Origin of the sequence: Parapedobacter pyrenivorans (assembly GCF_014636865.1) — a bacterium.
In the GTDB taxonomy this organism is placed as follows: domain Bacteria; phylum Bacteroidota; class Bacteroidia; order Sphingobacteriales; family Sphingobacteriaceae; genus Parapedobacter; species Parapedobacter pyrenivorans.
In genome coordinates, this window is sequence record NZ_BMER01000002.1 from 665,982 (window position 1) to 680,163 (window position 14,182).

The following is a 14,182-nucleotide window of genomic DNA, read 5'->3' on the forward strand; positions in this document are numbered from 1 at the left end:
CATGATCCCTTGATGCCGAGACAAAGTATTTCGGTTTCCGATCATTGATCATACAAAGTTGACAAGGAAGGGTTTCGAGAAATGAAACCCTTCCTTGTCAACGATTAATAAGTTGTGATTTCGCCGAAGTACGTCCAAGCACCATTTCCCCAGTTAGATACGACTTCCACTTTCAAGTATCGGCCCGCTTGCGGATTAGTCGTCTTGTAATCCAGTTCTTTCGAGTAATCATTCGACATTTCCGTAAGGTCGAGGACCGGCGTCCAATTTACATTGTCTTCGCTGACGGAAAAGACCACCTGCTTGGGTTCCATCCCGTGGTCGTCCTGTCGGTTCCATATCAGGAACCCCTTGATGGCCGGCCTCACCTTCTTCATATCAACGACAAACCATTGCGGCATTCCGTTCTTACTGCCATCAAAAGGTTCACTGTGCCAGGTGGTGCTTTTGTCGCCGTCAAAGATTTTACTTACCCCCCAATCCGCGTTCCATTCCGATTTATAGTCAATCACTTCCCAGGTACTCTTTTCCCAGTCATACTCGCCGGTTGGTTTCGTCCCGGCCCACGTAGATACGTCTGCCACGTAAGTATAGGGCGCATCGGCCCAGTTCGACAGTACGTTTACCTTAAAGTATTTGGCGACGACCTTTTGTGGCAATTCCAATACCTGCATGGTGCGTGAGGCTGGTAATTCCGGCACATCCAGCACTTCCGTCCAGTTAGTTCCGTCCATACTGGTTTCGAATTTTACGTGCTTCGGAAGGGCGTGTTGATCGGGATCTTGTCGGTTGATCCACGAGAATCCTTCAATGAGTTTGTATCCGTTCATGTTGATCGCGAACCACTGGGGCATTCCGGACAACGCACTATGCCAGAAGGAGCTCCGGTTTCCATCGTACACGCTTTCAACCTCGAATCCTTCCTGCCATACGGATGAGGAACCATGCACCGCCCATAAATTTTCGAATGGCAGAAGCTCTACATCCCCTTTAATTACGATATAGGTGGTTTTTAACACTTCGTTGACGGGAATTTTATCTCCCGTAGCGGATTGAATGGTAACCGGAAGGAGGTAATCATGTGCAAAATTGACCAATGAGGGTTCAATGATTACCGTTGCGACATCGGATATCCTGTTACCGTCCGGAATGGCGATTGAACTTTTGTCGAGCGACCAAGATCCGTCCGGTAATGGCGAATAGCTGGTATTGTTCTCCGTGTTATATCGATCTACCAACGTGTTGTCTACTGTAAGATTCACGGTGATTTCACCCTGGTTGTAATTGGTAGTGCCGCCGTAAGACACCGACAGCGGATAGGTAAACGGATCGTCAAGACTGATGGTCTGCTCTATCGGACCGTCAGCTGCTCCCGACAGGGATAGGAACATAAACTGTTCCAGTTCGATTGATTCTGCGTAAGGTTCACTACAGGAATTAAGAATAAGAATCCCGCACAGTATGCTGAATGCTAATTTTACAATATATTTCATACACTCATTTCCGTTTGATGTGATTAATTCCAGCCTGGATTTTGCCAGTCCGTACCAGTATGGCTTTGCATTTTATTGATTTCTCCCTGCGGGATGGGGTAGAGATAGAATTTATCCTTGAAAGATTCCCGCTCGAACCCGATCCGTTCGTAGGTAAAGGAGTCGCCACCCACATTGGTAATTCTCATTCCGGTGACATACCGTTCGACGTCCGCCATAATTTTCCATCGGCGCACATCAAAATAACGATGGCCTTCGTAGGCGAGTTCAACACGGCGTTCGTTGCGGTAGCGTTTCTCGAATTCATCTTTCGATAACCCGGCGGGGAGGTCGGGCATATTTACCCTCCGGCGGATGGCATTGACCGCGTCGCGTGCGCTCATGGACATCCCATTGCCAATGTTGATGGCGGCATCCGGGTTACCGGTCGATTGATAGGCAGCTTCTGCGAAGTTAAGATACATTTCGGCAAGGCGGAACATGCGGATTTCACCATCGGCGTCATTGTCACGTCCCGACTTCCAGTTGTTGTACTTTCTCAGGTAGTAACCGGTATGGGTGGCGCGCCGGTCGGTCGAGGAAATCGCATCTTTTCCACCGACATAGCTTTGAACGGGGTCCGCTGAAGTCGCTTCGACCCTCACGTTGATTTCCATATCTTTCACGTAAACGATATTTCCTCCATCTGAACCGACGTCGAACCGCAAGGAGTGGTTCGCCGCACCCCATGTCCACCAGCTTTCGCTCCTGTAGGGAGTCAAATCCAATTCGAAATCGATCCATTCGTCCGATTTATGAAGGACCACATTTTCGGGGGTTGATTGTCCTCCGGCAGCACCGGGTGCCTGGAAAAAGAACTGGGCATTGGTAATCTCTACGTTACTTTTGTATTTGAATTTAAGCAATATCGAACCGGAAGAAGCGTTGATGTCACTGCCCAGGGTTGTGGTTGGCGCATTAGGATCGCCACCGAGGGTTTCGATGCGAAATGCGCCATCTTCTTCCGTGATTGAAATATTATTTCCGGAGGTCGTCATTTCAAGCGGATAATGGTCATCCCTTGACGGTTCGGTCGATGCGCCTAAATCCCGTTTTGCACCATTGAAGTAAACGGTTGCGTAGAAACGGGGATCCCTTCCCGCATAGGGGTTTTCTGGATCATACCCCGATGCCGCGTTGATGATGGGCTGCAGGTGCTGGGGGTCCGAATAGCCTGTAATCGGAGGCAGTCCGGTAGCCTGCATCTCATAGCTATCCACCAGCTCCTGTGTAGGGCTTGCCCCCGCTGAGTTTTGCCCCGGGGTGGAGGGCATTCCATGGCTTCCCCATACATTTACTTTCGGTCCGCCGTAAATGGTCTCCTTATCGCGGGCACGCTGCTCGTCGTGCTGTGTAATAAAATAGAGTTCATAGGAGTTCTGAGCAATATCCTCGTTAGGAACGTCCGTCCAAAGTTCGTAACCATTAGTCAAAAGATTGGACAACGCGTTGCCCGTAATTTCAGCGGCCCCGCTCCATGAATAGGTGCCGTCGGCGAATGAAGGACTGGCAGCGTAAAGTGTCGCTTCAGAACGGATGGCTTGCACCACCGCCCGGTTCATAATCCAGTTTTCTCCCACGCGTACAGTCCAAGAGAAACCTAATGATGATTCGGGTGCGCGCATCGCGGCATCGCAATCAGCCAGTATTTGCGTGACAACGGCCGATACCGGTGAACGACCATCCTGGCTGAAGTCGTGGTCGATCTCGTAAGCGGCGGTGACCAATGGAACTGCGCCGTAGCGTTTGATTAACTGTAGGTAATAAAGCGCCCTGAGCGTATGAGCCTGTGCTTTCCAAGAGGAGATCTCATCTTCGAGCGAGGCTAGGTCTTCGGCTGAAACACCTTCGATCCTTTCAAGAAAGATATTGCATTTGCGGATAGATTGATAAATGTCGCTCCATGGCTGCCCGTCCACGTTGGTGTAATTGGCCGCCGAAAAAGCATCGGCGTACCATAGGGAAGGGAGTGATCCTTGGAACACCCGTTCCGAACTGTGCGCTTCATCGGTAAGTGCCGAACGGTTGATATCCGGAAAGATGCGGGAATTGTAGCACGCATTCAGGTACCCCCTTACTCCGTTCTTGGTTTGGAACAGTTCATCGAGCGAAGAGCGCCCGTCATACTCAAGCTCCAGCAGTTTGTTGCAGGAAGGCGTAAAACCGGCCACCAATGCGATTATTGAGAAGATAATATATTTTTTCATTATCGTCAAATTTTTAGAATTTAATACTTAACCCCACGTTGTATAAACGATATACAGGAATGCCTTCGATACCACCATCATAGTGTCCTTCTGGCCCATAAATATCATGATCCAGCTTATCCCATGTCAGTAGGTTTTGCCCACTCAGAAAGAACCTTATGCCGTTGTAGGCTTTGAACGTATACCCCATTTCCAGGTTTTTTAACCGGAGATAGGACTTATCTTCGACAAAGAAATTGCTGGGTTCATGATTGGAATTTTTCTTGGCAGACAATGCAGGATACGTGATTTTCTCTCCATTGGCGTAGCGATCGGCTGTCCAGGCGGTTTTGTGCCATTCGGAATACATGCCTTCAAAATTATACTCTACGCGGCTATTGGACATATCGATTGTCCAATAATCAGCAATTCCCTGGAAAAGAAAATTCAGGTCAAAGTTTTTGTACTTGAATCCACCATGGAAAGCATAGAAGAAGTTCGGTAATGTGCCATTTCCGAGGGGTACTTTATCCTTGTCATTGATTTTACCGTCGGCATTCAGGTCATAGTATTTAAGATAACCGGGTCTGGGTGTACCAATCTCATAGGTCAAACCACTGTTATCAATCTCATCCTGGCTGTTGAAATATCCATTGCCGTTATGGTCATCGACCATGTAACCCCAATCCTGTCCAATCGGATATCCTTCCTGACGGAGGCGATAGGCATAGTCCTCTGCCCGTTCGCTTTCGTCCCAGAAAATGATTTTATTTTTGTTGTAAGCTAGCCATCCACCAAAAGACACCGTCAGGTCACGGGTAACATCTCTTGTGAAATCGAGCGCCACCTCGTATCCTTTGTTTTCGAAGACACCAACGTTCGTCCTTGGGTAATTTCCGAGAGGAACCCCTTGGTAGTCGGGTGTTTTTGATATAGCACTGGTAACACCGTTTTCCGTTCGCTCATTATATGCATCGACAGATAGTGTCACATTATTAAACAACGAAAGGTCGACTCCCAGATTCTTCTTTGTGATGATTTCCGGATCGAGGAGCGGATTGGCAACCTGGCCTTCGTTTACGTTATGGCCGCCCAGAAATCCAAATCCACCACCGGTCAACGTCACGTTGTCGAGGTAGACGTACCTGCCAATTCCTCGGTCGTTACCGGTTTTACCCCACGAACCACGGAATTTCAAGTACGTTAGCACGGGATTCGCTTTTAAAAACGACTCGTTGGTGGCCACCCAGCCCGCAGAAATAGCGGGGAAGACGGTGAAGCGGTTCTGGCGGGAGTATTGTTCCGAACCGGAATAGCCCAGATCGAATTTAACTAAGTACCGGCTGTCAAATCCATAAGTCGCACTCACGCCGGAGTTTACCCGTTTGTAAGGCAATCCGGCACCGGCCTTATTGAGGTGCTGATAAAAGCTGTAAGCCATGGCGCTCACAGCGTGTATATTTTTGAACTTCCTATGATAACTCAAGACACCTTTATAGTTCAGGTTGTAATAAAATTGGGTGCTGCTTCTGTACTGCAAGGGCGTATTGACCTGTGTCCGTATCTTCTCGAACTCCAACTCGGAATAATCTTTGGTACGTACCCATTCTTCATAGGTACGGTTTACGAACAGTCCTTTGACCGCGTTGGTTTGGTAGCCGTAGTTGCCGCTCAGGCTCAACCCCGGTGTCAGAAAGCTGAGGTCGAGTTTGGGTGCAAACTGTGCGTAAATATTGGTGACGGTGTACTGGTCGTAACCAAGACGGTTGATGACGGCCCAGGAGGTGATTGGTTCAGTTTCCGTAACGACTACTTCACCGCCCGAGACCTCACCGGTTTCGGGGTCTTGTACCAGCGGAGTGGTCGGCCCATAATTATAGGGTGGTAAGGTGAAAAAACGATACCAGATTCGCTTCGCGAACCCGTCCCAGTTGCCCCCATAGGTTAATTCCACCGCATGACCGCCCGGCGTTCTTTCCCGCTTGACGTTCCCACTGAGATTCACCCCAATAGAAAAGTATTTAGATAAGTTGACATCCACGTTTGAACGGATGTTTGCCCATACAAAACTGTTGTTGGGGTTATAATCAGTAGTTGTCGGATCTACCTTCCACATGCCATCCTGATGCAGTACATTCACGTTGGTGTAGAAAACGGCATGGTCCCCGCCACCTGTTAGATTAAGATTCATCCTACTCATTTGAGTAAGGTCTTTGGCATTCATTGCCCGCCAGTTATTGTCGGGGAAATAATCCCTGTCTTCGCCCGCGACGAATCCATCTTCAGCAACTTGGCTGAAATAGGAGTACGCTCCGTTGCCATCGTTGTAACCCGCCTGGTTACGCAGCCGCACAAAATCGGCCGAACCGATGTGGGGCGGGGTGGTCGTCCGTTGTTCAAAAGTTCGATTAATTTCGGCGTCTATTCTCAGCGGCTGTTTTATGCCCCGCTTGGTCGTGATGACAATCACACCATTAGCTCCGTGGATCCCGTACAACGCCTGGGCGGATGCATCTTTTAATACGCTGATGGATTCGACCTCGTTGGCCGTGATGTACTCAAAAAGCTCATTGCCATTGTAATCATACGGGAATCCATCGATGACAATCATAGCCGTGCCACCGTTGGGAGAGGAGCTGCCTCTCAGCCAAAGTTCCGTGTTGGTTCGTGCCGGCTCCGAATAGGTCTCTCGGGTAAACAATCCCGGTAAACGTCCGGCAAGTGACATCGAGAGGTTCCCAACGGGAGAGCGACGTAACTCTTCACTGGTCACTTCGGCAGTGGAAGCGGTAACGTCCTTTTTTTGTTGGGTATAATTGCCGAAGTATAGTTTTTCATCCAGGTCATATGTTTCGGCACGTTTCATGGTCACATTCAACGCCCCATCGGTAACCTCATTTGTTTGCGACAGGTACCCGCGCATCGAGAAGACCAGGTGTTTGCTATCGTCGTTGATTCGCACCTCATAATCACCGTTTTTGTCGGTCGCGGCAACATTTTTACCGTTGGCTGAGGTGACGGTTACCCCCTGCAGTATTGAGCCATATTCATCTTTGACCGTCCCGTTGACCTGCGCTTGGAGGAACCCTGCCCACAAAAGCAACGAAACTAATAGATGTATGGTTTTATTTGTTAAATTATTCATAAATGAATTTCGTTTGAATTAACAATCAAATTACCACCCCGGATTTTGCCAGTTCTCGCCGGTCAGACCGATCATGATATTCGCGTCATCCAGCGGTATGGGAAACCACAAAAACTTACGCGAATAGCTCAACCGCTCGCGTGACACCGGACCTCTGGCATACGTGTAGGTTCCGTCATCGTTGCGCGTAATATGTGCTGCGGTAACCCACCGATCGGTTTTCTCAAGGTCTTCTTCAGGCTTGTGCCAGCGACGGACGTCAAAGTAACGATGTGCCTCAAACGCAAGTTCCACCCGGCGTTCATTACGAATACGAAGCAGGAGTTGATCCTTAGAAAGCCCCTGCGGCAATTCAAGCATATTTACGCGTCGGCGAATGGCATTGATAGCCTCGTACGCTTCGTTCAAGTGACCGGCTTCCGCAGCCGCTTCTGCAAGATTCAGATAAATCTCTGCTAATCTCATTACTTTCGGATAGGCCATTCCAACGTTCACGACTTCCTGTCCAGCATTCGGGTGAAGAAATTTCCGCAGGAAATAGCCGGTGCGCGTAGCCTTCCGAGTAGTCGGGTGTCTGCCTGTCTGGGGTTCGCCCTCCCAAGTCGCAATTACGCGTGTTCGATAGCCCCTGCCTGCAGGATAATTTTCGGCACTTTCCGTAGTTTCATCGAAAGGCCAGTAGCATTTACGTTTTGAGCCGTTGTAGTAGATAGAGGCGTAAAATCGCGGATCGCGGTTTTCGTAGGGATTTTGCTCATCATATAGCGTATTACTGGGGTTGAAGTTGGGCTGTAGGTGGGTAACTTCATCCGTGTATGGTTTGGACAGGTCAAGGATCGGTTCGCCGTCAATAGTTTCAAAACAATCAACGATTTCCTGCGATGGACAGGTACCGGCCTTGTATCCTCCTTGAGCCCCCACTCCTTCTGTGCCGAAACCATCTTGACCCGCATTGGTTTGATAAATCGTCTCTTTATCGGTCGGGTTACTTTCGTAAGCCATGCTGTTACAGAAATATTCGTTGAAAAGCTTGGCGGCATCGTTTGGTAAAAACACATCCGGGTTGTCGTTCCAAGACGCGAAATTAACGTTGTTGTATAATTCATACCCATTTGCTTTCAGGTTTGCAAGAGCTTGCCTATTAATTTGATAAGCTTCTTCCCAGTAGTCGTTTCCTTCGTTGTACAATGGACTTGCAGCATAGAGCGACATCCTTGACTTAATCCCCTCTGCAACTGCTTTGGTGAGTCGGAATGCCTCGGCGTTGGAAGTAATGCGCCAGGGTAATTCCGCAGTCGACAGCGCGACATCACAATCTTCGATAATAAATTGCACCACATCGTAATAGGAGCTTCTGACCGTTTGGGAAAAATCATCTTCGTAACTGTGTGCTTCCCTGACAATAGGGAGCGGGCATCCGAAAAACTTAAGCAGTACCATGTAATAATAAGCCCGCAGCAAATGTGCTTCGGCCTTCCATCGCGCACGATTGGTCTCACTCTTTACCTTTGCCCCGTCGATATTGCCTAGGAATATCGAGCATTTACGGATGCCTTCCCACATGCGTACCCAATACTTGCCATTGCCGGCATTGTCCCATTCTTCATTAAAATGAGAGGCAGCCGAGACATTCCCGCTATACAACTTTCCTGAAGTGATCCATGCTTCGGCCTCCGCATCCGTATCCCAAGATTCATCGCTCCAGTCTACTGGTCCACGCATATGAAAGAAATAGGCTTTCCCTTCTCCGGGGATGTATGCGTAACAGGAATTCATATAGGCGGCGGTTTTTTCATCATCTTGAAAAACGTCCTCGAGGGCAATTTTACCATCGGGAGCCTGGTCTAAAACATCAGAGCATCCACTAAGTAATATAGACGCAACCAATGCCAGTGTTTTTGTGATTTTAGATATATGATTAGTCATAGCAATTTCTTTATTACAGTGTCAGAATTTGATATTGGTCCCAAAGCTAAAAATAGCGGTCTGTGGGTAGCCGATCGAATCGTCGTTTTCAGGATCGAGGTGGGTCGGCCTGAATTTGGGTGACCAAGTAAAAGCATTCTGCCCATTCATAAAAACCCGCATATTGGAGATTCCTATTACCCTTAGTGAATTGGCCGGGAGTGTATAGCCGACTTCAAAGTTTTTAAGTCGGAACAAATCACGATCAAAGACAAAGAACGAGTTTGCTCGGTGGTTCACTCCCTCCTCAGAGTGAAGTGCCGGGTAAGTAATCTCTTCACCATTTTTCCAACGCTCTTCGGTCCATGCATTTTTATGATAAGGGAAAAAAGTCCCGTCAAGCGTTGTTTCATAAGTCCCCTGCGAGGCAAAAGAGGAATTGAACTTGCCCAGTCCCTGGAAGAAGATATAGGCGTCAAATGCTTTCCATTCAGCGGAGAATGAAAAGCCATAGCTGTACCGGGGAATGTTTCCTACCCCGATGGGAGCCTGGTCCTTGTCATCAATCAGATTGTCCCCGTTCAAGTCTTTATAGACGAAATCCCCAGGACGTGGTGTGCCGAATCCGTATGTAACGCGTTCCGGATCCGCTACCGATTCGGCGTTCCAGTACCCGCCATCTTGGTCCCAATCGATGAGATATCCCCAAGCCTGCCCGATCGGATAACCTGTTCCACGGTATTTGTACGCATAGGTATCATCGCGCGGTACCTCATCAACGTTTGTGCGTTTATTCCGGTTATACGAAAGCTGTCCCCTAAAGTGGAGAAACAGGTCGTCGCTGACTCGCTTGTTGTACCCCAATTCAATTTCATATCCCCGATTCAACACTTCGCCCATATTTACTTTCGGTATATTGTTTATTGGAACACCTTGCCAGATTGGGATACTATTCCGCTGGAGAAGGATCTGTGAGCGCTTTTCACCGAAAATATCAATTTGCCCCGTGATGTCCTTGATAATAGAAAAGTCTACACCTACGTTGTATTTATTGGCGATTTCCCAGGTAAGCATCCGATTGCCCAACAATCCTTCGTTGACCCGTTGCCCGGCAGCGAGGCTACCGGAGAATCCTCCACCGCCAACCGTAATATCGTCTAAATAGAGAAAGCGAAGTGATCCCATTTTATCGTTTCCTACTTTCCCGTAAGAAGTCCTGATTTTCAGGAGTGTGACGTAGGGATTGTCTTTTAGGAACGGTTCTTGGCTGATTACCCATCCTATCGATCCCGAGGGGAAGAAGCCGAATCGTCCTTCAGGGGAGAACTGTTCTGATCCATTGTAACCGAAGTTGATTTCAGCAAGGTAGCGCGTATCGAAGTCGTAAGTGGCGCGTCCCGCAAAGCCGAACACATTAAAAGGAATATCGGCTCCCCCCGAATCCCAGTAATCGCGATCCGCGCGGACCATGCCTGTTACGTTATGTTTTCCAAAAGACCGGTTATACAGCAGTTGTCCCTGAAAATTGACATTGTATTTTGCCCCCTGGTCATAACTTAACGAAAAGTTGTCTTGTTTCAGCTGGAATACAGCGAATGTGAGTTCATCTGTCTCCGGGTTAATAAATGCTTGGTATTCGGTTTGATTATTATTGCCTCTTACCATGTTGTTTCCGACGGCATCGTACGAAATCATCCCTTTCATGGTAAGCCCCTTGGTGATTCCTCCCAAATCGAAATCGAGTCCGAAAGAGGAGTTCAGGTTGGACCGGGTTTGAAGATCATAGCCATACCAGTTCATGATCGTGAAAGGTGAACGGTCGGCATAGTGTCCGCTGGTCAAATAAGTTGGATCTAGCGGGCGATTCGGGGGGACGCCGTATCCTGGAATGGTTACAGGTCCCGGCGTCATTGGTAAAATGGTTTGTGCCTGATACATCATATCCCGTACCAACCAGTTTCGGTCACCACCGTACGTCACCCCAGGATTTGGCATATTTACTTTCTCAATGTAGGTACCTAAGTTCAGGAATGCTTTGAGCCATTTGTTCACCGTATAATCCACATTTGACCGGAATGAATAGCGATCCAACTTAAACGAGGGGTCATATTTCAGGATATCTTCCGGGAGGGTATGCATATTGCCTCCCTGATTCAGGTAACCGACATTCAGGAAATAGGTGACTTTATCGGTCCCCCCGCTCATATTGGTATTGAGGGTTGTCTGCGGTGACCATTTTTTTACAAGCATCCTGTACCAGTCATTATTCGGATACATCCACTTTCTTAGGGCAGCCTTTTCTTCATAATCGGGTGCGGACGGATCTAATCCGGCAAGCGGATTTTCGAACTTGGCGATAATCTCGGGGGTAAAAGGTGCTGTAAATCCGTCATTTTCCAAAGCGGTGTTGCGCAGTTTCATGTACTCAACCGATCCCGGCATCTCCGGTTCGCGGGTGAGTCGCGAGTAACTTTGGGTAACATTGACGGAAAGTTCTGGTTTCCCAATTTTACCACGCTTCGTGGTGATGATCAGTACACCGTTTGCACCGCGAACGCCGAATATCGCAGTTGCAGAGGCGTCTTTCAACACTGAGATTGATTCCACCTCGTTGATATCGATGGTACGGATATTGTCCCTTGGTACGCCATCGATCAGGATCAACGGGTTGGTGCCGTTGATCGTGGCAGCCCCTCGAAGATACATGGTCGCATCGTCGACCCCCGGCTGCCCGCCCACGCGTTGCATGGATGTAAGACCGGCAACACGACCGGCGAGTGCGTTGGCAAGGCTGGCCGACGATGATACGCGTAACTCTTCGGGACTGACCGAAGAAATGGCGCCGGTGACCGTCACCTTCTTCTGCACACCGTAGGCAACGACCACGACTTCATCCAGCCCCACGTTATCTGGCATCAACTGGACATTCATGACTGTAGTGTTACGCACGGGCAGCTCCCTGTCAATATAGCCAACTAAGCGAAATAACAGGGTATCCCCAACGCGTACACCCGTCAACGAAAATGTGCCTGCCTGATCAGTAGATACGGCAGCAGATCCGTGTTTGACGCTGATGGTTACGCCAGCCAACGGCCCTTGCTCATCGCTCACTTTTCCACCTATGTTCAGCCCCTGCTGCGCCAATAGGGCTACCGGTGCTAAAATAAAGGCAAAAACCAGAACGGATAATGGCCACGAATCTTTAAAATTTCGGACGCGTTTAAGTTTAACCATAGTTACATAATTTAAAGTTAGTTTGATGAATAATTTAGTCCCATATGTGTTCATATTGGCAATGCATCTCCATTTAAATTTGAATCAATGCTTTTCTATAAGAACGCTAATCCTAATTTACGGAGCTGAAATAATGCCCCCAAGCAATGCGGGTTAAAGCACAATGCGCGGCCACTTGTTAGCAAGATAATTGTTGATTGTTCTGAGCAGGTACGCAATGTGCACGCTGCGTTAGTAAACGTATTTAATTCATACAATTTGGTTTATAACTAGCACAAAACTAAACAGGAGTTATTTGTGCGGCAACCTGTACTATGCCGTAGCGACCTGCCCTATCCTGTTGGTGTATTAAATACATTAAGGAGTAAGCTGTTACTGGAGCAGAATAAGCTGCAAAACTATTGGCATGGGGTTGGTTAGTTTACGTTCAGGACGGTGCGGGTTGCATCAGTACGGTACGGGTTGCCGCCGGATTATTTTTGGTTACATTCGCTAGTTATAAACCAATAATAGACAGATTATGACTTTGCTCCGTGTTAACTTTCGCGAAAATTACCGGATGATCATGTGTGCTGAAATTTGTATGTATTGAAACAAAATTCATTAAAAAACATGATTTTGACTATAAAAGAAATACTGGCAGTCAATCAAATTAAAGGGATCGCCTTATTTTAGCAGATGAATAGCAAGATTTTTTGTGGGACGATCTTAACGCTGACAATGGCTTACGGTTGTTCAAATTCCAATATGAGCCATCCGGAAGAAGGATCCGATAAGCACGAAGCTGACTATACTGATGTTTTTACGATCAAGACCGGTTGGGATATTTATGGGGGTGGCGGATACCGTTATGGCCCTTCTATGCTTACAAACGGCGATGGAACTATCGATGTGTGGTTTGCTGCACCCGGGGATGTTTTCGGGCAACGAAGACAGACTCATCATCCAACGGGTATGCAAAGCCCCGTAAGCCTTCATGGTCAAGATGTGGCCGCGCAGCGTTTCTCAAGCGATCATGCTTTTTTTGGGCTGGGTGTGATTTGTCCGAACTGGGGTACCACGAACAGTAGCCTTACTTTATCACTTTTTCTGTGGAAGGGCGACTATGTTACCAGCATAGCGGCTCCCGCCATTGCGCGTCATCGGTATGAAAATTTTGTTGATAATCAGGACTTGCAACTAAAACGCGAGGAGATGTTCGCCGCAGGTGAATACCTTTGGGTATTGGACCAGCCATCCGGAACAGCTGGCGTTTGGCGAAAAGAGGGTGATGTTGAAGGGGTAATCAACTACCTGAATGGAGGAGAAATGAAGGGTACTAGCTTTCAGGCTTATCTGTTGCGTGATCGATCCTCTGGCGGAGCTTATTGGGATCAGGCGGCTTACCGGCGGACTGCCGACGGAGGCGAAACCTGGACAGAAGAACAGATGGTATTGAAGCCAACCGAGTTTTCACGGGATCAATTATCGATCTGTGACCCCGGAGCGATTAAAGTAGGAACGTATTATTACATCGGGTATACTTCTACCGAAGACGTCAGAGGTTTATTCAATCACGCCTACGTAGCAAGATCGACGTCGCCAACCGGCCCGTGGGAGAAATGGGATGGCAACGGCTGGGAAGACAATCCGCAACCCATTGTCACATTTGATGGGGATGCCAATGCCTGGGGTGCGGGAGAACCGTCTATTGTGGTAAATAACGATACGTTGTTTTTTTATTATACATGGACGGATAAGGATAAGAATGAAACACGCGTGGCTATGGCAGATGCAACTGATGAACACTGGCCATTGCATCTCAATTTTCTCGGAACTGCAGTAGATAAGACCGCGATTGATGGCGCTGACCATTGTGATGTGAAATATCGCACAGACTTAAAATGTTATCAGGCAATCCACACAGCCTCAAGGTTGACTGCCAACAGCTATATTATTCTGTGGGAATCGGTGGATGGAATCCATTTTTCGAAAAAGGCTGAGTTACGGGATCACTTGGAGCCTTATTTGCACAATTGTGGGTGGAGCGGCGATACGCAAGGCCACATCAACCCCGAAACACCACAGTTTTTATCCTATGCCTATGGCCCTGATTGGGGAAACTGGAAAACCAAATGGCATCCAATTGATTTCGGAAAGGCAAAATAAGAAGAGACCTAACAGAATAACTCACAGAAAGA

Annotated in this window: 6 protein-coding genes; 1 reads left to right on the forward strand and 5 read right to left on the reverse strand. The window is 48.1% G+C overall.

The window, feature by feature from the left end; translation table 11 throughout:
* Positions 1-104 precede the first annotated feature (104 nt).
* Genes IEV98_RS14600 through IEV98_RS14620 form a run of 5 tightly spaced genes read right to left on the reverse strand, consistent with a single transcriptional unit; the run spans position 105 to position 12,002 of the window.
* On the reverse strand, positions 105-1,493 hold the full coding sequence (locus IEV98_RS14600) for a discoidin domain-containing protein (protein ID WP_188506718.1): 1,389 nt from the start codon (positions 1,491-1,493) through the stop codon (positions 105-107).
* Positions 1,494-1,516: 23 nt separating this feature from the next.
* The gene (locus tag IEV98_RS14605) at positions 1,517-3,739 is read right to left on the reverse strand and encodes a RagB/SusD family nutrient uptake outer membrane protein (RefSeq protein WP_188506719.1); all 2,223 of its coding nucleotides are present in this window, start codon (positions 3,737-3,739) and stop codon (positions 1,517-1,519) included.
* Positions 3,740-3,752: 13 nt separating this feature from the next.
* On the reverse strand, positions 3,753-6,863 hold the full coding sequence (locus IEV98_RS14610) for a SusC/RagA family TonB-linked outer membrane protein (RefSeq protein WP_188506720.1): 3,111 nt from the start codon (positions 6,861-6,863) through the stop codon (positions 3,753-3,755).
* A 30-nt stretch (positions 6,864-6,893) separates the two neighbouring features.
* Complete coding sequence (locus IEV98_RS14615; protein WP_188506721.1) at positions 6,894-8,789, reverse strand: RagB/SusD family nutrient uptake outer membrane protein; 1,896 nt, start codon at positions 8,787-8,789, stop codon at positions 6,894-6,896.
* A gap of 21 nt (positions 8,790-8,810) precedes the next feature.
* Positions 8,811-12,002 (reverse strand): SusC/RagA family TonB-linked outer membrane protein, encoded by a 3,192-nt coding sequence (locus IEV98_RS14620; RefSeq protein ID WP_188506722.1) that lies wholly within the window; start codon positions 12,000-12,002, stop codon positions 8,811-8,813.
* A 747-nt stretch (positions 12,003-12,749) separates the two neighbouring features.
* On the opposite strand from IEV98_RS14620, the gene IEV98_RS14625 reads away from it, so the two are divergent.
* Positions 12,750-14,150 carry a glycoside hydrolase family protein gene (locus IEV98_RS14625; protein WP_188506723.1) on the forward strand — a complete coding sequence of 467 codons (1,401 nt, stop codon included), beginning with the start codon at positions 12,750-12,752 and terminating at the stop codon, positions 14,148-14,150.
* Positions 14,151-14,182 lie beyond the last annotated feature (32 nt).

What these genes read in the sequence shown, in the direction of transcription:
- IEV98_RS14600 (WP_188506718.1), bottom strand. Translation starts at nt 1,493, where the DNA reads ATGAAATATATTGTAAAATTAGCATTCAGCATACTGTGCGGGATTCTT.
- IEV98_RS14605 (WP_188506719.1), bottom strand. Translation starts at nt 3,739, where the DNA reads ATGAAAAAATATATTATCTTCTCAATAATCGCATTGGTGGCCGGTTTT.
- IEV98_RS14610 (WP_188506720.1), bottom strand. Translation starts at nt 6,863, where the DNA reads ATGAATAATTTAACAAATAAAACCATACATCTATTAGTTTCGTTGCTT.
- IEV98_RS14615 (WP_188506721.1), bottom strand. Translation starts at nt 8,789, where the DNA reads ATGACTAATCATATATCTAAAATCACAAAAACACTGGCATTGGTTGCG.
- IEV98_RS14620 (WP_188506722.1), bottom strand. Translation starts at nt 12,002, where the DNA reads ATGGTTAAACTTAAACGCGTCCGAAATTTTAAAGATTCGTGGCCATTA.
- IEV98_RS14625 (WP_188506723.1), top strand. Translation starts at nt 12,750, where the DNA reads ATGAGCCATCCGGAAGAAGGATCCGATAAGCACGAAGCTGACTATACT.